The sequence below is a fragment of the Streptococcus sp. XMC genome, from assembly GCF_021341835.1.
In the GTDB taxonomy this organism is placed as follows: domain Bacteria; phylum Bacillota; class Bacilli; order Lactobacillales; family Streptococcaceae; genus Streptococcus.
Genome location: NZ_JAJTNQ010000005.1, coordinates 41,807 through 62,965, shown reverse-complemented (window position 1 = coordinate 62,965; position 21,159 = coordinate 41,807). Strand labels below are relative to the sequence as shown.

At 44.3% G+C, this 21,159-nt stretch carries 21 protein-coding genes and 1 other annotated feature (1 of these 22 running past the window's edge); of the genes, 3 read left to right on the top strand and 18 right to left on the bottom strand.

The annotated features are described in order from the left end of the window. Window positions 1–171: 171 nt before the first annotated feature. The 16 genes from metG to LXO72_RS08665 form a co-directional block, all read right to left on the bottom strand. Window positions 172–2,163, bottom strand: coding sequence for a methionine--tRNA ligase (metG, locus tag LXO72_RS08740; RefSeq protein WP_233332169.1), 1,992 nt, complete (start codon window positions 2,161–2,163; stop codon window positions 172–174). A 263-nt stretch (window positions 2,164–2,426) separates the two neighbouring features. Beyond that, window positions 2,427–3,119: a phosphoglycerate mutase gene (locus tag LXO72_RS08735; RefSeq protein ID WP_000240128.1), complete on the bottom strand. Its 693-nt coding sequence runs from the start codon at window positions 3,117–3,119 to the stop codon at window positions 2,427–2,429. A 257-nt stretch (window positions 3,120–3,376) separates the two neighbouring features. Further along, window positions 3,377–3,838: a Fur family transcriptional regulator gene (locus tag LXO72_RS08730; RefSeq protein ID WP_233332167.1), complete on the bottom strand. Its 462-nt coding sequence runs from the start codon at window positions 3,836–3,838 to the stop codon at window positions 3,377–3,379. 149 nt (window positions 3,839–3,987) lie between these two features. After that, window positions 3,988–4,143 carry a hypothetical protein gene (locus tag LXO72_RS08725; RefSeq protein WP_192831476.1) on the bottom strand — a complete coding sequence of 52 codons (156 nt, stop codon included), beginning with the start codon at window positions 4,141–4,143 and terminating at the stop codon, window positions 3,988–3,990. Between the two features lie 119 nt (window positions 4,144–4,262). Continuing rightward, window positions 4,263–4,538, bottom strand: coding sequence for an HU family DNA-binding protein (locus LXO72_RS08720; protein ID WP_006596762.1), 276 nt, complete (start codon window positions 4,536–4,538; stop codon window positions 4,263–4,265). Window positions 4,539–4,672: 134 nt separating this feature from the next. Next, on the bottom strand, window positions 4,673–5,506 hold the full coding sequence (locus tag LXO72_RS08715; RefSeq protein ID WP_233332166.1) for a DegV family protein: 834 nt from the start codon (window positions 5,504–5,506) through the stop codon (window positions 4,673–4,675). 83 nt (window positions 5,507–5,589) lie between these two features. Continuing rightward, on the bottom strand, window positions 5,590–6,321 hold the full coding sequence (locus tag LXO72_RS08710) for a metallophosphoesterase (protein ID WP_233332165.1): 732 nt from the start codon (window positions 6,319–6,321) through the stop codon (window positions 5,590–5,592). Between the two features lie 16 nt (window positions 6,322–6,337). After that, window positions 6,338–8,002 carry a DNA repair protein RecN gene (gene recN / locus LXO72_RS08705; RefSeq protein ID WP_233332163.1) on the bottom strand — a complete coding sequence of 555 codons (1,665 nt, stop codon included), beginning with the start codon at window positions 8,000–8,002 and terminating at the stop codon, window positions 6,338–6,340. A 7-nt stretch (window positions 8,003–8,009) separates the two neighbouring features. After that, a complete protein-coding gene (locus LXO72_RS08700; RefSeq protein WP_233332161.1) occupies window positions 8,010–8,441 on the bottom strand; it encodes an arginine repressor in 432 nt (143 codons plus the stop codon). Beyond that, on the bottom strand, window positions 8,434–9,249 hold the full coding sequence (locus LXO72_RS08695) for a TlyA family RNA methyltransferase (protein ID WP_233332160.1): 816 nt from the start codon (window positions 9,247–9,249) through the stop codon (window positions 8,434–8,436). Before LXO72_RS08695 ends, LXO72_RS08700 begins: the two co-directional genes overlap by 8 nt. Next, entirely contained in the window at window positions 9,230–10,117 is an 888-nt protein-coding gene (locus tag LXO72_RS08690; protein WP_233332159.1) for a polyprenyl synthetase family protein, read from the bottom strand. The genes LXO72_RS08695 and LXO72_RS08690 overlap by 20 nt, the downstream gene beginning before the upstream one ends. Next, on the bottom strand, window positions 10,114–10,326 hold the full coding sequence (locus tag LXO72_RS08685; RefSeq protein WP_006596769.1) for an exodeoxyribonuclease VII small subunit: 213 nt from the start codon (window positions 10,324–10,326) through the stop codon (window positions 10,114–10,116). Before LXO72_RS08685 ends, LXO72_RS08690 begins: the two co-directional genes overlap by 4 nt. Continuing rightward, window positions 10,304–11,644: an exodeoxyribonuclease VII large subunit gene (gene xseA / locus LXO72_RS08680; RefSeq protein ID WP_233332158.1), complete on the bottom strand. Its 1,341-nt coding sequence runs from the start codon at window positions 11,642–11,644 to the stop codon at window positions 10,304–10,306. Before xseA ends, LXO72_RS08685 begins: the two co-directional genes overlap by 23 nt. Window positions 11,645–11,755: 111 nt before the next feature. Further along, complete coding sequence (locus LXO72_RS08675; RefSeq protein ID WP_233332152.1) at window positions 11,756–12,610, bottom strand: NAD(P)H-hydrate dehydratase; 855 nt, start codon at window positions 12,608–12,610, stop codon at window positions 11,756–11,758. A 132-nt stretch (window positions 12,611–12,742) separates the two neighbouring features. Then, complete coding sequence (locus LXO72_RS08670; protein WP_233332150.1) at window positions 12,743–13,597, bottom strand: bifunctional methylenetetrahydrofolate dehydrogenase/methenyltetrahydrofolate cyclohydrolase; 855 nt, start codon at window positions 13,595–13,597, stop codon at window positions 12,743–12,745. 156 nt (window positions 13,598–13,753) lie between these two features. Next, a complete protein-coding gene (locus LXO72_RS08665; RefSeq protein WP_006596773.1) occupies window positions 13,754–13,984 on the bottom strand; it encodes a DUF1797 family protein in 231 nt (76 codons plus the stop codon). Window positions 13,985–14,213: 229 nt separating this feature from the next. Between LXO72_RS08665 and LXO72_RS08660 the strand changes: the two genes are divergently transcribed. The 3 genes from LXO72_RS08660 (at window position 14,214) to LXO72_RS08650 (ending at window position 17,560) form a co-directional block, all read left to right on the top strand. Beyond that, complete coding sequence (locus LXO72_RS08660; RefSeq protein ID WP_233332148.1) at window positions 14,214–16,481, top strand: ATP-dependent Clp protease ATP-binding subunit; 2,268 nt, start codon at window positions 14,214–14,216, stop codon at window positions 16,479–16,481. A gap of 259 nt (window positions 16,482–16,740) precedes the next feature. After that, window positions 16,741–17,190: an NUDIX hydrolase gene (locus tag LXO72_RS08655; RefSeq protein ID WP_233332146.1), complete on the top strand. Its 450-nt coding sequence runs from the start codon at window positions 16,741–16,743 to the stop codon at window positions 17,188–17,190. A gap of 67 nt (window positions 17,191–17,257) precedes the next feature. Then, window positions 17,258–17,560 (top strand): DUF1827 family protein, encoded by a 303-nt coding sequence (locus LXO72_RS08650; RefSeq protein WP_006596776.1) that lies wholly within the window; start codon window positions 17,258–17,260, stop codon window positions 17,558–17,560. Between the two features lie 80 nt (window positions 17,561–17,640). Here the strand turns inward: LXO72_RS08650 and LXO72_RS08645 are convergent, their stop codons facing one another. Continuing rightward, a complete protein-coding gene (locus tag LXO72_RS08645; protein WP_233332145.1) occupies window positions 17,641–18,075 on the bottom strand; it encodes a GNAT family N-acetyltransferase in 435 nt (144 codons plus the stop codon). 60 nt (window positions 18,076–18,135) lie between these two features. Then, entirely contained in the window at window positions 18,136–20,928 is a 2,793-nt protein-coding gene (gene ileS / locus LXO72_RS08640; RefSeq protein WP_233332139.1) for an isoleucine--tRNA ligase, read from the bottom strand. 52 nt (window positions 20,929–20,980) lie between these two features. Then, window positions 20,981–21,159: a binding site (T-box leader), on the bottom strand; it runs 38 nt beyond the window's last position.

The window sequence follows — 21,159 nt, the reverse complement described above, 5'->3', positions numbered from 1 at the left end:
TCTACTGAAACTTTCCGTCGTGAGAAAAGTGCTAGAAACAATTGTGTTTCTAGCACTCGGGAGTTTTGGAACCTAGGGTCCAAAACTAAGTCATGGAACTTCTTAGAAGTTCGCTGACGTCCGTACTCACCTAAGGAAAGTTTTTTAGATGATTTTTTCTTTGTCTATCGTTTAGCCAATGATGCTTCCATTTGGCACAGATGGATCAACGGTTAAGACTGTTAATTGATCCCCGTGTTCTGCAGAAAGAATCATGCCTTGGCTGACATATTTCTTCATCATCTTACGTGGTTTGAGGTTGGCTACGATTTGGAGTTTCTTGCCGACCAATTCTTGTTCATTTGGATAGAATTTTGCGATACCAGAGAGGATTTGACGGTCTTCGCCATCTCCTGCATCTAGGCGGAAGCGAAGCAATTTGTCAGATCCTTCGACGCGTTCAACTTCTTTGACCTCTGCCACACGGATTTCAACCTTATCAAAGTCTTCAAATTTAATCTCATCTTTTTCAGACTTAAGTTCCACTTCTTCTGGAATCCATTCTTTTTCTTGTGGTTTACCAGCAGTCATTTGAGATTGGATGTAGGCAATTTCTTCATCCATATCCAGACGTGGGAAGATTGGAGTTCCTTTGGCAACCACTGTGACATTTTCAGGGAAGCCTGCTAGGGTCAAGTTTTCAAGATCGAAGTCCAAGCCCAAGCCAAGTTGTTCCATGATAGCATTTGAGGTGTTCATCATGAATGGTTGGATCAAGTGAGCCACGACACGGAGACTTGCTGCCAAGTGAGCCATGACCGCTGCCAATTGTTCCTTGTCACCATCTTCTTTAGCAAGTACCCAAGGAGCAGTCTCATCGATGTACTTGTTGGTACGAGAGATGATGTTCCATACTGCTTCCAAAGCGCGTGGGTAATCAACCGCGTTCATTTGCTTGTGGTATTCAGCGATGTTTTCTTCGACTACCTTGGCCAAATCTGCATCAAATGCAGTGGCATTTTCGACATAAGCAGGGACTTGACCACCAAAGTACTTGTTGATCATGGCCACCGTCCGGTTGAGGAGGTTTCCAAGGTCATTGGCCAATTCATAGTTGATGCGAGCCACATAGTCTTCTGGTGTGAAAGTACCATCTGAACCAACTGGCAGACTGCGCATGAGGTAGTAGCGAAGCGGATCCAAGCCAAAGCGTTCCACCAACATTTCTGGGTAGATGACATTTCCTTTAGACTTAGACATCTTACCGTCTTTCATGACAAACCAACCATGGGCAATCAAGCGATCTGGCAATTTGATATCGAGCATCATGAGAAGGATTGGCCAGTAGATAGAGTGGAAACGAAGGATATCTTTTCCAACCATGTGGAAGACCGTTCCGTTCCAGAATTTGTCAAAGTTGCCATGCTGCTCTTGATCATAACCAAGAGCTGTCACATAGTTGAGAAGGGCGTCAATCCATACATAGACTACGTGTTTTGGATTGGATGGGACCGGGACTCCCCAAGTAAAGGTAGTCCGAGATACCGCCAAGTCTTCCAAACCAGGTTCGATAAAGTTTTTCAACATTTCATTGAGACGGCCATCCGGCGTGATGAAATCCGGTTGGGATTTAAAAAATTCGACCAAGCGGTCTTGGTATTTGCTGAGGCGAAGGAAATAAGATTCTTCAGAAACCCATTCTACTTCGTGACCTGATGGCGCTACCCCACCGATGACTTTACCATTCTCATCACGGTAAACCTCAGCCAATTGGCTTTCTGTAAAGAACTCTTCATCAGAGACTGAATACCAACCAGAGTATTCACCCAGGTAGATGTCATCTTGAGCCAGTAAGCGTTCGAAGACTTGGGCCACCACTTTTTCATGGTAATCATCTGTCGTACGGATGAATTTATCGTATGAGATATCGAGTAATTGCCAGAGTTCTTTCACTCCAACCGCCATCCCATCTACATAAGCTTGTGGCGTAATCCAAGCTTCTTCTGCTTTTTGCTGGATCTTTTGCCCGTGCTCATCGAGACCAGTCAGGTAGAAAACATCGTAGTTCATCATGCGTTTGTAACGCGCCAAGACGTCACAGGCAATGGTTGTATAAGCTGAACCAATATGCAATTTACCAGATGGGTAATAGATAGGGGTTGTGATGTAGAATGATTTTGTCATTTTCTTTTCCTTTCAAGGCTAATGAAACCTTATGTACTAACACTTCATTATATCATTTTTAGGAGGCCCTGAAAACCAAAAAAGCGCTAGGGGACTAGACAAGATAAACAAAAAAGCTGACCTAAGTCAGCTTTCTATTATTGATAACGAATCCTGCTAGATTTGCCTCGCTTTGGCATTTCTAGGCTCGGGATAAAAAGGTCCCCGGACCTGCCTCGCTTTGGCGTTTCTAGGCTCGGGATAAAAAGGTCCCCCGGACCTTTTTATTTACCAAGATAGTATTCAGAAACTACGTTCAATTTTTCGTCAAATTCGAATACCAATGGTGGGAAGTTAGGGATTTCCACGTCCATGATTTCATCGTCTGACAATTGTTTGATGTGTTTTACAAGGGCACGGATTGAGTTACCGTGTGCTCCTACGAATACGTTCTTACCGTCTTTAAGAGCTGGAGCGATTTTATCTTCCCAGAATGGAAGCGCACGTTCCAAAGTAACTTTCAAGTTTTCAGCGTCTGGAATCACTGAATCGTCAAGTGAAGCGTAACGACGGTCAGTGTGAGCTGAGTGCTCATCATCGCGATCCATTGCAGGAGGCAATACATCGTATGAACGACGCCAGATGTGAACTTGCTCATCACCAAATTGTTCAGCAGCTTCAGCTTTGTTTTTACCAGTCAATCCACCGTAGTGACGTTCGTTCAAGCGCCATGATTTTTCAACTGGAACCCACAATTGGTCAGAAGCTTCAAGAGCCAAGTTAGTTGTTTTGATCGCACGTTTCAATACTGAAGTATAAGCTTGGTCAAATTCGATACCAGCTTCTTTGATCAATTTACCAGCGTCGATCGCTTGTTGTGTACCTTTTTCAGACAAATCAACATCAGCCCAACCAGTGAAAAGGTTAGCTTTATTCCATTCAGACTCACCGTGGCGAGCAAAAACCAATTTTACCATTAGATGGATCTCCTTTTTATTCTCCGAGGTTTCCCCCCGTTTATCTATTTTATTCTACTAGATTTTCAGTAAAAAATCTAGTGGCGACCATAGAAAAGTGCAATTTCTCACAAAAAAGAGCCTGAACGGATATTTCATGAAAATTTTATTAATTCTTCTTCATGGACATTTACATTTCTCTCTCATCAGCTTCTAAATTTTTCCTCTCTATCTTTTTCCACAAACTATACCAAAAAAACCTCTGAAAAGAGGTTTGCTTACAATTGCTTCTTCTGACACTCTGGACAGATTCCATAAACGGTGGTTTGGCACTTGGTAATGATGTAGCCACTTTTTTCTCTCGCTTCTGCTCTCACGTCTGGAACTTCGATGTCAACATCGTCAATCTTCCCACAAGACTCGCAAATCAGATTCAAATGATCGTGTCCCATAAAATCAAAGTAGGTCGTGGTATCATTGCGTACTTTTATCTCAGAGACAAAGCCTTCATCAATGAGGACCTTGAGATTGTTATAAACGGTTGCCAGGCTCATATTGGGAAAGGCTGGTTTCAAATCTTGGTAGATGGCATCGGCACTTGGATGTTCCTGACTTTTGACAAGATAGGAAAGGACAGCCCGACGCGTCTCTGTAATCCGTACAGATTTTTTACGCAAGTGTTGCAATACATCTTCCACTTTTTCTTGTTGAACGGAATCGAGTGTTAAACAAGCTAGCATGGTCTTTCCCCTTTCTGTCTCTTCTTTAAAACTATTATATCACGAATACCACATTTTGCCTAATTAGAATGTTTGTAAATAAGGAAAAGTGCAGGATTAAATTAGCTCGAATCAAGCTCCTTTACTCCCACACTTTTTTATATCTAATCTTAACTTCCCCAACTAAAGATCCATCTCATAGTTCCTAGTAAAATTTTAACAAAGAGGAACATAAAGAAGAGTTCCACCATAAACCAGAGACCTTTTAATAGATAAATAATTGGCTTAATCATGAGTAGAACAAAGATTCCAACAATCCATCTCATGGCCCACCCTCCATTTCTTACTTTTTTCTATTATACTCCTATTTATAGGCCCTGTCTAGAAAGGACTCCAAAACAAAAAATCCCTTCTAGCAAGCTAGAAGGAACCTTTGTAATCACAATTATTTAACTGCGTCTTTAAGAGCTTTACCAGCTTTAAATGCTGGAACTTTAGAAGCAGCGATTTTGATTTCTTTACCAGTTTGTGGGTTGCGACCTTTACGAGCTGCACGTTCACGAACTTCGAAGTTACCGAAACCGATCAATTGAACTTTTTCACCTTTTGAAAGGTATTCTGAAACAGCTGCAAATACAGCGTCAACTGCTGCTGCTGAGTCTTTTTTAGTCAATTCTGTAGCTTCTGCCACTTTTGCGATCAAATCTTGTTTGTTAGCCATTTAACAAATCCTCCAAATTTTTTTAGGTTTTACCCTTAACATCTCTATCATATCTAAAAAATGCTTTTAGGTCAAGTACTAAACTTGTTTTTATCAACATTTATCTAGGAATAAATTCCTTTACTGACAGGCTTCTATGCAAATCGGACGAGAACTGCCCAGGCATCTTCACCAGTGTGAGTTTGAATGATCGAACCTGTCTCCAAAACAGAGATTGGAGTTGCAACCAAAGGCTGTAATTGCGCCTTCATTTGGTTAGCAAAGTCAGGTCCACCAGCATAGGAAATCCCTATCTCAGCGATTTCTTTACCAGATAAGTCTTGTATCAACTCGTCCAACCATTTTTTAAAGGTCTTCTGTCCGCGTCCTTTGACAATCGGTTGCAGTTCATCATTCTTCATTTCCATGACAACCCGAATGTTCAAAAGCGAACTCAATAAACCAGTTACGCGGCCAATCCGGCCTCCTTTCACCAGGTTTTCCAGAGTAGAAACCCCAATGTAGAGTCTAGATTTTTGCTTGACCTCTTCAATGCGAGCTACAATTTCCTCTACGCTAGCTCCTTCTTGAGCCAGTTTCGCTGCTTCCACCACTTGGAACTTCATGGCTTGGTCTGTAAAGCTACTATCGATTACCGTGACATCTGCATTGGCTAAGGTAGCGCCTTGACGTGCAGCTTCCACTGTACCAGATAAGGCATGAGACATATGGATCGCAATAATTTGCGCCCCTTCTTCCGCCAAACCTTCGAAGGCTTCCGCAAACACACCTACTGGAGGTTGACTGGTCTTCGGAAGGTTCTTACTAGACTTCATCAACTGAAGGAATTGTCCTTCTGTTAATTCCGCATCTGAATAGAGAACACCGTCCACCATAACAGAGAGGGGAACGATGGTAATTCCGTATTTTTCAACAACTTCAGGCTCAATCGTTACGGATGAGTCTGTAACAATTTTTACTTGTGACATAACATTCCTACAATCTTTTCTTAGATATATCCACTCTATTATATCAAATTTTCTAGGCTTTTGTGGGACAAAGTCCTTTTTACTTAATCATCGATAGCTGCAAAGCCATCATTGACCAAAGCAACATCAGCCTTCATTCCACTTTCATCAAAGAGAATGCCATGGAGGACGCCACCATAAACAGCCCCGCCATCCATGCCAATCTTCCCATCTTCGGTCACCCAGAGCTCCTTGGTTCCAATCTTTTGATCCAAGAGATAGTGAACCGGGGTATGGCCAAAAACAATGGTCTTTCCTGTCTGATTGGTCGCTTCATGGAAGGGCTGGCGAATCCAGACCTTTTGATAATCCGTCGTTTCGTGCCAATCTGGCAGAGTCAAGTCAAGGCCAGCATGCACAAAAATATAGTGTTCAGTTTCATAGACAAAAGGAAGCGAACGTATGAAAGCGACGAGGTCCCCACAAGTCTCTTGCACACGCCGAGCATCCGCCACGCCATCTACTGGATCTGTGAGGGGACGACCAAGTAGAGAGTTGATGGTCGTGTCACCACCATTTCGTCGGTAATGGTCGTAGCGTTCGGTCGGGTTATCAATCCAAGCTAGAAACATGTATTCGTGGTTCCCAGAGAGGCAGATGGCCCCTTGCTGTTCGACAACATCTTTGACCAGTTCGATAACCTTACGACTATCTTCCCCACGGTCTATCAGATCTCCGAGAAAAACCAGCTGGGACTGACCATCCCAATGGGTCATCAGTTCCTCTAGCATACCGGCTTTTCCATGAATGTCTCCCACTACGAAATAGCTTTCCATATCGGTTCCTTTCTTCTTAGGACGGCCGTTTTAACAATTGCTCTGCCTGCATGCGGGCTGCTTCTGTCACATCTTCACCAGCTAGCATCTTAGCGACTTCTTCGACCCGTTCTTCATGACTGAGCAAGCGAACGGTCGAAACCGTTGAAAATTCATCGCTCACCTTTTCGATAAAGAACTGGTAATCGGCTACTGCAATGACCTGAGGCAAATGAGAGATTGCTAGCACCTGACCATAACGTCCAATCTTATAAATCTTCGAAGCAATGGCTTGCGCCACCCGACCAGATACTCCTGTATCCACCTCGTCAAAGACAATACTGGTCTTACCTTCTTTCCGTGAAAAGGCTGACTTGATGGCCAACATAAGACGGGACAATTCTCCACCTGAGGCGACTTTTACTAAAGGCTTAAAGTCCTCACCAGGGTTGGTCGAAATATAAAACTCAACCGTTTCGTTTCCTTCCCGATTAAACTTAGATGGGGTAAAACGCACTTGGAAACGGGCTTTTTCCATATAGAGGTCCGCCAATTCCTGCTGGATCTCTGCTTCCAGCTCTTGGGCCAAGGCATGACGCCCTTGACTCAATTCTTTAGCCAAGGCAACCAACTGTCCTTCCATAGACTTTAGTTCTTTTTCCAAGTCTTCAGAAGAGGTTCCCCCTCCTGTTAATAGGCTATATTCCTTGCTAATTTGCTCCAGGTAATCAAGGACATCCTTTACCTGACCACCGTACTTACGAGTAATTGAATGGATCAGGTCTAGTCGAGCTTCCACCTGCATCAAACGGTTACCATCAAAGTCCAAGCCATCTACCAGATCCTCCAAGCGCTTGGTCAAATCCTCCAGAGTATAGTAGGTCTCAGCCAGTTGATCAGACAAGGTCTTGTATTCTGCATCATACTCTTCGATGCTTTGCAGATCATTCATGGCCGACCGCACATTGCTAAGGCTGGAGAAGTCTTCCGCATCCAGCATGGCATAAGCATTGCTTAGAGTATCTGCAATCATCTTATGATTGAGCAGGCGTTGCCGTTCTTGCTCTAACTGGACATCTTCATCCAGGGACAGGGCTGCCGCCTCGATTTCCGAAATTTGGTATTCCAGCATCTCGATCCGAGCTTGGTTTTCCTGGTTATTTTTTTGGATCTGCAAGACCTGCTTGCGCAAGGACTTATAATTCTCAAAGGTCTCTCTATAGGCCTTCTTAGTCACAAAAAAAGTATCCTCCCCAAAGCTATCCAGCATAGCGATATGCAATGGCCCCCGCATCAGTTCTTCCTGATCGTGCTGGCCATGAATATCCACCAAATGCTGGCCAACGGCCTTGAGAACGGAGAGGTTGACCATCTGCCCATTGATCCGACTGACACTCCGACCATTCTGGAAAATTTCTCTGCGAATAATCAACTCCTCTGCCCATTCTAAGCCCTGCTCCTCAAATAACTGCTGAAGGGCAGGATTTTCGTCAATGGCAAAGAGGCCTTCAATCTCAGCCTTAGGAGCTCCGTGGCGGATAACATCGGTCGTCGCCCGGCTCCCCAGCATCATATTCATGGCATCGATAATAATGGATTTTCCTGCTCCAGTTTCACCGGTTAAAACCGTCATCCCTGTCTCAAAATTCAGAGCGATTTCCTCAATGATGGCAAAGTTCTTAATTGAAATTTCTAATAGCATCTCTCTCCTACCATTCCATCAATCGTTGTTCGATAAACTGAGCCTTTTCTTCCGAGCGGGCCACAATCAAAATACTATTGTCGTCTGAAATCATGCTAAAGATGATGTCATCAAAATCTTCTTGTAGATGCCGCTTGACTAGATAGGCTGTCCCTGGGACAAGCTTGAGGTTCAAAAAGCTCCCCATGCGTTCAAAGGTTTGAAGATTATTTTCTGCTAATTTTCCACTATGTTGGACGCGTGGCAATTCATAGACATAGGCTGAACCTTTTAAAGGCGTTTTAATAATCCCCAACTCTTTGATATCGCGGGAAACAGTCGCTTGTGTCGCAGAAATTCCAGCTTCTCTCAGATGTTCGACAATGGCATCCTGAGTACCCACTTTATTTTCTCGGATAAAGCGGCGTATTTTTTCTAATCGGTTTTGTTTACTATTCATGTTTAAAGTCAGTATGGGCTTTTTCGACAACTGCCGCAAACTCTTGCAGTTGAAGACGATCTTGCCCAGTATTTTTTTCTAGATAAAGTAAAAATTCAATATTGCCATGGCCCCCTTGGATCGGTGAATAATCCACTCCCAAGACGGAGAAGCCATGTTCTAACGCAAAGCCTTGAACCTGTTCCAGGACGGACAGATGGACCTTGGCATCCTTGATAATCCCATTTTTCCCAATCTGCTCCCGACCAGCTTCAAACTGGGGTTTGACAAGAGCAACCACCTGGCCTCCCTCTTGTAAAATCCCATGGAGGACTGGCAAGATGAGGTTGAGGGAAATAAAGCTAACATCAATGCTAGCAAATCTTGGGGTTTGCTCAAAATCCTCAGGCGTCGCATAGCGGAAGTTGAACTGCTCCATCGAGATGACACGAGGATCCTGACGAAGCTTCCATGCCAACTGATTGGTCCCAACATCCACTGCATAGACCAAGGCAGCCCCATTTTGGAGCATGACATCCGTAAAGCCCCCTGTAGAAGCTCCAATATCTAGTGTGACCTTATCCTGCAGGTCAATCTCAAAAAGATCCAAAGCCTTTTCTAACTTTAGACCACCGCGACTGACATATTTGAGTTTTTCACCCTTGAGTTTTAATTCTGTCGCTTCATCAATTTTTTCGCCTGGTTTATCGAAGCGCTCGCCATTATGGACCGCAACAACCAGACCAGCCATCACACCACGTTTGGCCTGCTCCCGGGTTTCAAAAAGTCCCTGCTTGTAGGCCAGTACGTCAACTCTTTCCTTCGCCATGAATTCTAAGTCTTTCTATAATCTTTTTGATTCCAGTCCCGTCGAAGTCTACCTGCTGTGAAATGCGATCGAGCAGGTCCTCACAGGCATCTAGCTCCCGGTCCAAATAATCCTGAGCTCCATCTAGACCGAGGAGGGCAGGATAGGTCGATTTTTCAGCCTGCAGGTCCTTCTGAGGGGTTTTCCCTAAGGAAGCAAAATCAGCAGTCACATCCAAAATATCATCCCGAATCTGGAAGGCCAAGCCTAAATGGAGGCCAATTTCCTCTAAGAGAGTCGCAACAGCTGGCTCAAGCCCTAAGAAGATCCCTGTTGCTTGGAATGGATAGGCGAGCAGTCGTCCCGTCTTATTGGCATGGATGACTTGCAACTGGTCCAAGGTCAAACTCGCCCCTTCTCCTTCCATATCCAAGACTTGGCCTGCCACCATCCCAGCTGTCCCTGAAGCATCCGATAACAGAGCAATCAGTTGCACCCTGATAGAAGCTGGAAGGTCTGCCTCTGCCACACAGCCAAAGGCATCTAAGAAGAGCGAGTCTCCTGCTAAGATAGCTAGGTCTTCCCCAAACTTTTTATGGTTGGTCAATTGACCACGACGATAATCATCATTATCCATGGCTGGTAAATCATCATGGATCAAGCTTCCCGTATGAATCATTTCAAGAGCGGCTGCCACCTGAAAATGAGCCTCAAGGATGGGAGCATGAAAGGCTTCCAGCAACTCCAATAAGAGCAAGGGTCGAATCCGTTTCCCACCTGCATGGACTGAATAAAGGATGGATTCTACCAAGCGGGGAGCGATTTGTTTAGCCTCGTAGAAGCCTTCTATCGCTTTTTCAACCCCTTGCAATTTTTCTTCTAGAATCATACTAGTTCCGTTTCTGAGCCATCTGCTTGCATCACCTTGACCAAGGTCTTTTCAGCCTGATCAAGTGTTTCTTGCAAGTCTTTTGATAGCTTCATTCCTTTCTGAAACTCTGAGATGGCCTCTTCGAGGGGCACTTGCCCACTCTCTAACTTTTGGACAATAGCTTCCAAATCAGCTAAATTTTCTTCAAATTTCTTTTCTTTCGACATGCTTTACCTCTACTTCTACTTGCCCATCCCGCATGACTAGCGTCAAGGCATCCTTTTCTTTGATTGTATCCACGCTATCCAAAACCTGATCTCCAACCTGTACCAAGGCGTAGCCTCTAGCCACAATGCGACTGGTATCCAACATCAAGAGAGCTTCCGATAGGCGCTTAGCATCTGCTGCTTTTGTCTGGTAGAGCTCCTTGATTTTCAAGGTCAGCAATCGCTCCATCTGGAGAATCTGGTCTCGATAACGCTCGAGCTGATGCTGTGGTGCTTGGGAGGCCAATCGATGACGGAGTTCTTGTAACTGGCGGCTATTTTTGGTAACCGACTCAGACACAGCCTGTTTCAATCGCAGCTGAATCTGATCCAGCTTTTGCAGATAAGAGTCATACAGCCGTTCTGGCTGACGGAAGATGACCGATTGGCTTAGTTTCTGCAGGCGTTCTCGATGATAGACCAGGCGGTTGCGCATAGCAGTTGCCATCCGCCCTTCCTGCTTCTGCAAATGATTGAGCAGGTCCAACTTGGTCACAGGCGTCGCTAGCTCCGCCGCAGCTGTAGGAGTGGCCGCCCGGCGATCTGCGACAAAGTCTGCCAGAGTTGTATCTGTCTCATGCCCCACACTGGAAATAATGGGAATTCTAGACTCAAAAATAGCCCGCACAACTGGCTCTTCATTAAAGGCCCATAGGTCCTCGATGGAGCCACCACCACGACCGATGATCAAGACATCGAGGTCCGTCCGATTATTGGCCTTCTGGATATTGGCGACAATTTCTTGGGCAGCTCCCTCTCCTTGTACCTTGGATGGAAAAAGGAGAATCTCCACGCCAGGAAAGCGTCGCGAAACAGTAGTAATAATATCGCGAATAACGGCCCCACTCTGACTGGTAATAACTCCGATTTTCTTGGAGAACTGGGGGATAGCCTGTTTGAACTTCTCTTGAAAAAGGCCTTCTTCCTGGAGTTTCTTTTTCAACTGCTCAAACTGAATAGCTAGAGCACCGACGCCATCTGGCTCCGCCTTTTCGATGACAATGGAATAACTGCCACTTGGCTCATAGAGTTGGATCCGACCGATGATATTGATCTTCATGCCTTCTTCCAGCTCAAAGCCGAAACTCTTATAAATCCCTGCCCAGACAGTCGCCTGGATCACAGCTTTTTCATCCTTTAAAGAAAAATACTGGTGATTGGGACGCTTACGGAAATTCGAGACCTGACCCGTCAAATAGACCCGCTCTAGATAGGGGTCCTTATCAAATTTTAACTTGAGGTATTTGGTCAGACTGGATACCGATAAATACTCTGACATAGTTCCCCTTTCACACGGAAAATTCTAGTATAAATTATACCAAAAATGAGCGGAAAAATCTGATTCTACCTACGGAAAAGCCCCAGATTTCATCATCTGAGACTTGATTTTTTATTGGCAGTTGGAAAGGCAAATTTTCCTCATCCATTTGGGAATTTCTTTACTAATCGCTGTCGGCAAAACCACGTAGGCTTTCTTGCTCAAGTCATCTGCAATAGCCGAATGAAGGTGAGTAGCTACCACCACGCGCTCATAGAGGGTAACTTGTGGAAATTGACCTGCAAACCCCGCAATCATCCCTGCCAAGGTATCGCCCATGCCACCTGTTGCTTGGTAAGGACCACCAACTGTTAGTTGGTAATAATCTGCTTGCCCTTGTTGCCAAATCTTAGTCTGGGGTCCCTTTTGGACCAGAATACTTGCTGGAGGAAGTTGGGATAGAGACTGCCTTGTTGCTTCTTCCCCTTGGTCTGCGATTGCTAGCCCGGACATGGCCTCCCATTCTTTTTGATGAGGAGTAAAGACCAGATGCGCTTGAGGAAGAGGCAAAGCTAAGCGCGTATAGAGGCTAATAGCTCCGCCATCTAGAATGAGCACTTGGTGAGGCTGAACCCTGTCAAAAACTAGCTCTACAAGGTGTGCTCCTAGCTCATTAGAATTGAGTCCTGGCCCCAACAAAATAACGCCTGCTTTTGCGATTTGCTCAGCCAATAACTCTTGGTCAGTCACAGCAAATGCCATAGCTTCAGGTAGCTGACTATGGAGAGCAGGGATATTCTCCTGGTCTGTCGCTACCGTGACGAGACCCGCTCCACTATGAACAGCTGCTATGGCAGCCATCATAATAGCTCCCCCGTAAGGATAGGTTCCTCCAATCAAGAGAAGACGACCATAGTCTCCCTTGTAGGAGTCTGACGGACGACTAACAATAACTTGTTGTAGCAATGTTTGGTCAACTCTTAACATAAGCTTTCCTTCTTTCTCTCTTTATTTTATCACGTTTAGACTAAAAAAAGGCAGGAAAGCAAGTTCCAACCTTCAAAATTTTTCTAATCATTCTACAGCTACAAACACTGTCCCGACTTCATCCAAGCTGGTTTATTTTTTCAAGGCCCGAACAGCTGCCTCATAGGTCTGAGACATGAGCATGGTAATCGTCATAGGACCAACGCCACCTGGTACTGGAGTGATGTAGCTCGCTAGAGGAGCTACCTGTTCATAGTCCACATCTCCACAGAGCTTCCCATTTTCGTCACGGTTCATACCGACATCAATAACGACAGCTCCCTCTTTAACAAAGTCAGCTGTAACAAAATTTGCACGACCGATTGCCACCACTAAGATATCGGCTTTTCTAGCAATTTTTGCCAAATGATGAGTCCGCGAATGGGTCAAGGTCACCGTTGCATTTTTTGCTAGAAGAAGCTGGGCCATTGGTTTTCCAACGATGTTGGAACGGCCAATGACGACTGCATTTTTCCCTTCGACATCAATATCGTATTCCCGGAACATTTCCATGATCCCAGCAGGAGTTGAGGGAACCATCACCGGATTACCTGCCCAAAGATGCCCCATATTGAGAGGGTGGAAGCCGTCGACATCCTTGTTGGGATCAATGGCTAGTAAGACAGCCTCATCATCGATATGTGCTGGTAGAGGCAACTGGACCAAAATACCATGCCAGAGTGGATCCTGATTGTAGCGGTCTATGAGGGCCAATAAGTCTTCTTGGGAAATACTCTCGGGCACTCGAACGACTTCACTTCGAAATCCTGCTGCCAAAGCTGACCGTTCTTTATTGCGGACATAGACCTGGCTAGCTGGGTTTTCTCCCACCAAAATCACCACCAAACCTGGGACCTGACCAGTCTCAGCCTTTAAGTGAGCGGTTTTTTCTGCTAATTCTCCCTGTAATTTTACTGCCAAGGCCTTCCCATCAATCACATGTGTCATCTCAATCTCTTTTCTATTCAATATCTTCTCTATTATATCAGATTTGTGAACCTGCTCCTAACACTTCTTGATTAGACAAGGTTATAAGAAGAAACTATAACTATTTTCTTCCAACAAAAAAGAGACTAGATGGTCTAGACTCTTGATTGATACTTCTTAGTACAACAATTCGTAGATTTCCATTGCGATTAAGTCAATGCTATCGAATGTATAGGTCTCACGCGCTTCTACATCACGAAGAGTAAATACTGATCCATTTTCTTCATCATAGTTGTAAGCTACTTCAGCAACTACAACTCCTTCACGTTCAAAATTACGTTTTAAGTTTCCACCGTCTTTCGTCATCGCTTCCAAACGGCTGATAATTCGTACCAAATGTGATTCCATTTTGATTCTCCTATTTACTTTCTACTCTTCTATTTTATCATAAAAGAAGGAGGAAATTCCAATAAAAATCAACTTTTCCACTATTTTCCTCTTTATTCCATGCCTAAAACCGGACTTCATACTAAATTCTTGCAAACTTTTAGAATACTGCTATAATGAAACTATAAAAGTTTGACTATTTCTGACCAATAGTTTTTACACTTTTTACCCTAGAGAAAGAGGTAAGAGAATGCTTTGTCAAAACTGTAAAATCAACGATTCAACCATTCATCTTTATACAAATGTGAATGGTCACCAACAACAAGTAGACCTTTGCCAGAACTGCTATCAAATTATGAAAACCGATCCTAACAATAGTCTCCTGGCAGGATTAAACCAACAAAATCGCGGAGGGCGGGATCCTTTTGAAGATTTCTTCAATCAACTGGGCAACTTCCAAGCTCCCCAAGAACCTCAAACGCCACCAACTCAATCTGGAGGGGGCTATGGTGGCGGAAATGGCTACGGTTCAAATGGGAACGGTCGTTCTTCAGGACCGAATAGAGCCCAAGCCAAACAACAACCAAAAGGCCTCTTAGAAGAGTTCGGAATCAATGTCACAGAAATTGCTCGTCGTGGCGATATCGATCCGGTCATTGGTCGTGATGAAGAGATTCTCCGTGTCATCGAAATTCTCAACCGTCGTACCAAAAACAACCCTGTCTTGATCGGTGAACCTGGTGTCGGGAAAACAGCTGTCGTAGAAGGGCTAGCCCAAAAGATTGTCGATGGGGATGTCCCTCATAAATTGCAAGGCAAGCAAGTTATTCGCTTAGACGTTGTTAGTCTTGTTCAAGGAACTGGGATCCGAGGCCAATTTGAAGAGCGCATGCAACAATTAATGGAGGAAATCCGTCGCCGTGAAGATGTGATTTTATTCATCGACGAAATTCATGAAATCGTCGGTGCTGGATCTGCTGGAGACGGCAACATGGATGCTGGAAATATCCTCAAACCAGCCCTCGCTCGTGGCGAATTGCAATTAGTCGGTGCGACAACACTTAATGAATACCGGATTATCGAGAAAGATGCGGCACTTGAACGCCGGATGCAACCCGTTAAGGTCGATGAGCCAACAGTTGAAGAAACTATCACCATCCTCAAAGGGATTCAAAAGAAATATGAGGACTACCACCACGTCCACTACACAGATGGTGCCATCGAAGCTGCAGCACTCCTCTCCAATCGCTATATCCAAGACCGCTTCTTGCCCGACAAGGCCATTGACCTCTTGGATGAAGCTGGCTCTAAGATGAATTTAACCCTCAATTTCGTCGATCCAAAGGTCATTGACCAACGCTTAATTGAAGCTGAAAATCTCAAAGCACAGGCGACGCGTGATGAAGATTTCGAAAAGGCTGCCTACTTCCGTGACCAAATCGCTAAGTACAAAGAAATGCAAGGGCAACAGGTCACTGACCAAGATACGCCAGTCATTAGCGAAAAGACCATCGAACACATCGTCGAACAAAAGACCAATATTCCAGTTGGAGATTTGAAAGAAAAAGAACAATCCCAATTGATCAACTTGGCAGCTGATTTGAAGGCTCATGTCATCGGCCAAGATGAGGCTGTTGAAAAAATTGCTAAGGCTATCCGTCGTAATCGGGTAGGACTTGGAACGCCCAACCGTCCAATCGGTAGCTTCCTCTTTGTTGGACCGACTGGCGTCGGAAAAACCGAGTTGTCCAAACAATTGGCTATCGAACTCTTCGGTTCTGCTGACAGTATGATTCGCTTTGATATGAGCGAATACATGGAGAAACATGCCGTTGCTAAACTGGTCGGCGCCCCTCCAGGATATGTTGGTTACGAAGAAGCTGGCCAGCTGACTGAAAAGGTGCGTCGCAACCCTTACTCTCTCATTCTCTTGGATGAGGTAGAAAAGGCCCATCCTGATGTCATGCATATGTTCCTCCAAGTCTTGGATGATGGTCGCTTGACAGATGGTCAAGGACGAACAGTAAGCTTCAAAGATACCATCATCATCATGACTTCCAATGCGGGAACTGGAAAAGCGGAGGCTAACGTCGGCTTTGGGGCAGCTCGTGAAGGACGTACCAATTCTATCCTAGGTGAACTGGGGAACTTCTTTAGTCCAGAATTCATGAACCGCTTTGACGGCATCATTGAATTCAAAGCCTTGTCTAAGGAAAACCTCCTCCAAATCGTCACTCTCATGTTAGACAATGTCAACCAACGCCTTGCCCACAATGATATCCACCTCGATGTTACCGATAAGGTCAAGGAAAAACTGGTTGACCTAGGCTACGATCCGAAAATGGGAGCTCGTCCTCTTCGTCGCACCATTCAAGACTATATTGAAGATGCCATTACAGATTACTACTTAGAAAATCCTAGCGAAAAAGATCTGAAGGCTGTCATGACCAGTAATGGAAAGATTTGCATTAAAGGAAAGAACAAACCTGCTAACGAGGTAGAAAAAGGAACTGAATAATCGCATTTAAAGTGGCTGGGACAAAAGTCCTAGCCACTCAATTGTCTTTGGATTGTCGAGCAAGACGCAGTGGTTGAGTGGGCTCTACTACACTGCTTTCATCAGCTTTTACAGCCCTACTCAACTGTGCGGAGGTGGGACGACGAAATCGAATTCTATCGAATTACCGATTTCTGTCCCACTCTCTTATTTTTATCTCCTACTGCTTTTTATGTTCATCTATGTTATAATGATAAAAAAATAAGAAGCGAGCTTTAATATGACTGTTGCAACTTTTGGAACAAAAGAAGAAAATGTTGACTATGTCAATCGTTATGGAGTCTATGCGGTGATTCCAAATCCAGCCAAGGATAAAATCATCCTAGTCCAAGCACCTAATGGAGCTTGGTTCCTACCAGGTGGTGAAATCGAGGTAGGAGAAGATCATTTCTTGGCACTAGAGCGCGAACTGATTGAAGAATTGGGCTTCACTTCGACGATCGGCGAGTATTATGGCCAAGCAGATGAGTACTTTTACTCCAGTCACCGCGACACCCACTACTATAACCCTGCTTATATCTATGAAGTAACTGACTTTGTAGAAGCTCAAAAACCTCTTGAGGATTTCAATAACATTGCTTGGTTCCCAATTGATGAAGCCATTGACAGGTTAAAAAGAGGAAGTCATAAGTGGGGAATCAAAATGTGGAAATCTGCCCAAAAATTGTAAGCGACTTCTTTCACAAAATAAAAAAAAGTGCTATAATAAATGGAGAAAGAGCTTAGGAGGATCTCACATGAAGCTTATGAATACAACAAATAGTCATGCTACTCTGGTCAAAAGTCAATTAGAAAGTACCGATGCTACCCTTGTTGAGGTCTATTCAGCTGGTAACACCGATGTTATCTTTACCAAAGCTCCTACTCATTACGAATTGCTGATTAGTAACAAACACCGTGCCATTCGTGAAACAGAAGTTGAAAAAATTCGTGAGTTCTTTTTAAAACGCAAGATTGATCTTCAAATCATTGACCAATCTGCTATTAAGACCCTCTACTCTGATAAACTAATTGAAATTTCTTTCCCAATTGCTAAGTAAGGTGCTTCTACCTTACTTTTTTCTTTGCTGTTTTTTTCAAAAATAATCCGTTCATCTCATTATCGAGATGAACGGATTATTTATTTCTGATAGATCATTTTTACGTGAGGGGTAGAAGCCAAGATAAAGGGCTCGCTCACCGTATGAAAACCTAGCTTTTCATACAAGCCAACCACCTGTTCTTGGGCCTCAATTTCAATGGTCTGCCCAGGAAATCTCTGTTCACACAGGTCCAAAATCTGCTCTACCATGTCTTTTCCCAGTCCTTGGCCACGACTATCTTTGGCTACAGCGACTCGACCAAAATGAATCGTAGCCCCTGTCTCAAAGATGCGTGCATAGGCATCTACGCGTCCTTCCTCATCTTGATGAAAAAGGTGAATAGCTCTAAGATCAATAGCGTCAAGATCATTGTAGATTCTTGTCTGTTCCACGACAAAGGTCTCCAAACGCAATTGAACGATCTCGTAAAACTCTTTCAGTTCTAGTTCTTTAAATTCTTTTTGGTACCACATCAGTTCCTCTTTATTGAAAAGTCGCAAGGAGACTTTCTCCCTGCGATTTTTCACATCTTATTATTTAGATTCAAATCCTTCTGCGACTGCGTCCGCAAAGTTCTCTTCGACGATGCTTGCACAGTGATCACAGATAGTTGCATGGTAGCTACGTTCTGCTGTACTTGGATCGATACGGCGGCAACGGTCACAAACCTCACCAGCTGCACGTTCAACAGTGAAGGCAACATCTTCGAAGGCCACTGCACCTTCTGGAGCTGGACCTTCTGCAATGGTCAATTCTGATACAATCAAGAGTTGAGCAACATTACTATCTACTGCCCCAAGAAGAGTCTTCACTACTTCGTTAGGATAAACTGTCAAATGAGCTTCAAGAGATTTACCGATCACTTTTTCATTACGTGCTTCTTCCAAAGCCTTTTGAGCTTGTCCACGGAAGTCCATAAAGGCTGACCAGGCATCCAAGATTTCCTCTTGATTCGCAAATGTTTGTGCTTCTGGCAATTCTGACAATTGAACAAAGTCTTCTGCTTCAAACTCAAGGTAGGACCAGATTTCTTCAGCAGTGTGAGGAAGAATTGGTGTCAAGAGTTTGGTGATTTTCACAAGGATGTCATAGAAGACAGTTTGCATTTGACGACGTTCGAGAGATTTGGCACCTTCGATGTAGACAACATCTTTGGCGAAATCAAGGTAGAAGGCTGACAGATCAACATTGATAAAGTTCACCAAAGCCTTATAAATCGTCAAGAATTCGAAGTTTGCATAAGCATCACGAATGGTCTTAACAAGTTGGTTAAAGCGGATGGTCATGTACTTATCAACAGAACGAAGTTCTTCGTAAGCGACTGCATCCTCAGCTGGGTTAAAGTCAGATGTGTTGGCAATCAAGAAACGAAGGGTGTTACGGATCTTACGGTAAGTTTCAGAAACTTGACTCAAGATATCCATAGAGATACGTACGTCGTTGCTTGAATCAACACTTGTTACCCAGAGACGCAAGATTTCCGCACCAAATTGTTTTTCGACATCGCTTGGAGCAATGGTGTTTCCAAGAGATTTAGACATCTTCTCACCTTTACCGTCCAAGGCAAAACCTTGCGACAAGATTTGTTTGTATGGTGCAACACCATGATTAGCCACAGATGTGATGAGAGATGAGTTGAACCAACCACGGTATTGGTCTGAACCTTCTAGGTAGAGGTCTGCTGGATATTTAAGTTCGGGGCGATTAACCACGACACCATTCCATGATGAACCTGAATCGAACCATACATCCATGATGTCTGTTTCTTTCTTGAACTCACCATTTGGTGAACCTGGATGGGTAAATCCTTCTGGCAAGAGGTCTTTGGCATCACGTTCCCACCAGATGATGGAACCATGTTCTTCAAAGAGTTGAGCTACATGCTCGATGGTTTCAGCTGTCATGATTGGTGTTCCGTCTTCTGCATAGAAGATTGGAAGTGGCACACCCCAAGCACGTTGACGAGAGATAACCCAGTCGCCACGGTCACGAATCATATTGTACAGACGGACTTTACCCCATTCTGAATGAAACTTGACTTTTTCAATTTCGTCCAAGATTTCTTGGCGGAATTTTGAGACAGAGGCAAACCATTGTGGCACGGCACGCCAGATGATTGGTTTTTTCGTACGCCAGTCAAATGGGTAAGAGTGAGAGATTTCTTCTTGAGCAAGAAGTAAATCACCAAGTTTTTCAATAACCGTTGGCACAACCTTGTCGTAGAATTGACCTTCAAACTCAGCACCAGCATTGGCCATCATGATCCCGCGTTCGTTAACAGTCACAGCAACTTCAAGACCATTGGCAACACCGACATTGTAGTCATCCTCACCAAAACCAGGGGCTGTATGGACGATACCAGTACCGGAATCTGTTGTAACGTGGTCACCAAGGATAACGAGTTCATCTACTGCTGTATCCCATGGGTGCTCTGTCACAATTTGGTTCAATTCTGAACCACGGTAAGTAGCTAAAACTTGAACGTCAGACCAACCGAATTTCTCAGACAAACTGTTCAATAATTCTGAAGCAACCACAAACTTACGAGATTCGCCAGCTGGTTGCACCAAGACGTAATCAATATCCGCACCAACAGTCAAACCACGAGAAGCCGTGATGGTGAATGGAGTTGTTGTCCAAACGACGATGTAAGTATCTGTATCAAGGACACCTTTACCATCTTTTACCTTGTTGGCATAGTAAAGGGACGTAGAAACCAAGTCATGGTATTCAATTTCCGCTTCAGCTAGGGCTGACTCTGATGACCATGACCAGTAAACTGGCTTAGCTCCACGGTAGATGTAGCCTTTGTTAGCCATCTCACCGAAGACACGGATTTGCGCTGCTTCATAGTCAGGCGTCAAAGTTACATATGGATTTTCCCAGTCACCTGAAACACCCAAGCGCTTAAAGTCTTCGCGTTGTTTATCTACTTGAGAAAGGGCATAGTCACGGCAAAGTTTCAAGTACTCAACCAAGTCCATTTCTTTGCGTTTAACACCTTGTTTTGCCAAGACTTGCTCGATTGGCAAACCATGAGTATCCCAACCTGGGATGTAAGGTGCATAAAAACCTGACATAGACTTAGAACGAACAATGATATCTTTTGAGATCTTGTTCATAGCATGTCCTACGTGGATGTTCCCGTTGGCATACGGAGGGCCATCATGCAAGGTGAAATGTGGTTTTCCTTGGTTCAATTCTTGACGACGTTGGTAAAGTTTTGCTTCTTCCCATTCCTTTTGCCAAACTGGCTCTTTTGTAGGCAGACCAGCCCGCATCGGGAACTCTGTCTTCCCTAAATTCAGTGTTTCTTTGAGTTTCATGGTGTCTCCTCTAAAAAAATAATTCTACAAAATAAAAGACCACGACCTCGCCAAAAAGGACGACAAGTCGTGGTACCACCTTCATTCAAGAAAGAGAGTACTCTCTTTCTCCTCTTTTGTCGTTAACGCTGACCAGCGTTAGTGGTTACTCATTTCACCACTAAGATTCGTAAAAGGATCAACCTTAACAAAGGAAGTGCAAGTCTTCCACCATCACCTGCTCGCTAAAAC

Coding starts and splice junctions, on each gene's coding strand:
- LXO72_RS08650 (WP_006596776.1), top strand. CDS start 17,258: ATGAAGCTTATGAATACAACAAATAGTCATGCTACTCTGGTCAAAAGT.
- LXO72_RS08665 (WP_006596773.1), bottom strand. CDS start 13,984: ATGGAATCACATTTGGTACGAATTATCAGCCGTTTGGAAGCGATGACG.
- ileS (WP_233332139.1), bottom strand. CDS start 20,928: ATGAAACTCAAAGAAACACTGAATTTAGGGAAGACAGAGTTCCCGATG.
- LXO72_RS08700 (WP_233332161.1), bottom strand. CDS start 8,441: ATGAATAGTAAACAAAACCGATTAGAAAAAATACGCCGCTTTATCCGA.
- recN (WP_233332163.1), bottom strand. CDS start 8,002: ATGCTATTAGAAATTTCAATTAAGAACTTTGCCATCATTGAGGAAATC.
- LXO72_RS08695 (WP_233332160.1), bottom strand. CDS start 9,249: ATGGCGAAGGAAAGAGTTGACGTACTGGCCTACAAGCAGGGACTTTTT.
- LXO72_RS08710 (WP_233332165.1), bottom strand. CDS start 6,321: ATGGAAAGCTATTTCGTAGTGGGAGACATTCATGGAAAAGCCGGTATG.
- LXO72_RS08735 (WP_000240128.1), bottom strand. CDS start 3,119: ATGGTAAAATTGGTTTTTGCTCGCCACGGTGAGTCTGAATGGAATAAA.
- LXO72_RS08690 (WP_233332159.1), bottom strand. CDS start 10,117: ATGATTCTAGAAGAAAAATTGCAAGGGGTTGAAAAAGCGATAGAAGGC.
- LXO72_RS08715 (WP_233332166.1), bottom strand. CDS start 5,506: ATGTCACAAGTAAAAATTGTTACAGACTCATCCGTAACGATTGAGCCT.
- LXO72_RS08645 (WP_233332145.1), bottom strand. CDS start 18,075: ATGTGGTACCAAAAAGAATTTAAAGAACTAGAACTGAAAGAGTTTTAC.
- LXO72_RS08685 (WP_006596769.1), bottom strand. CDS start 10,326: ATGTCGAAAGAAAAGAAATTTGAAGAAAATTTAGCTGATTTGGAAGCT.
- LXO72_RS08670 (WP_233332150.1), bottom strand. CDS start 13,597: ATGACACATGTGATTGATGGGAAGGCCTTGGCAGTAAAATTACAGGGA.
- LXO72_RS08655 (WP_233332146.1), top strand. CDS start 16,741: ATGACTGTTGCAACTTTTGGAACAAAAGAAGAAAATGTTGACTATGTC.
- LXO72_RS08675 (WP_233332152.1), bottom strand. CDS start 12,610: ATGTTAAGAGTTGACCAAACATTGCTACAACAAGTTATTGTTAGTCGT.
- LXO72_RS08720 (WP_006596762.1), bottom strand. CDS start 4,538: ATGGCTAACAAACAAGATTTGATCGCAAAAGTGGCAGAAGCTACAGAA.
- xseA (WP_233332158.1), bottom strand. CDS start 11,644: ATGTCAGAGTATTTATCGGTATCCAGTCTGACCAAATACCTCAAGTTA.
- metG (WP_233332169.1), bottom strand. CDS start 2,163: ATGACAAAATCATTCTACATCACAACCCCTATCTATTACCCATCTGGT.
- LXO72_RS08730 (WP_233332167.1), bottom strand. CDS start 3,838: ATGCTAGCTTGTTTAACACTCGATTCCGTTCAACAAGAAAAAGTGGAA.
- LXO72_RS08660 (WP_233332148.1), top strand. CDS start 14,214: ATGCTTTGTCAAAACTGTAAAATCAACGATTCAACCATTCATCTTTAT.
- LXO72_RS08725 (WP_192831476.1), bottom strand. CDS start 4,143: ATGAGATGGATTGTTGGAATCTTTGTTCTACTCATGATTAAGCCAATT.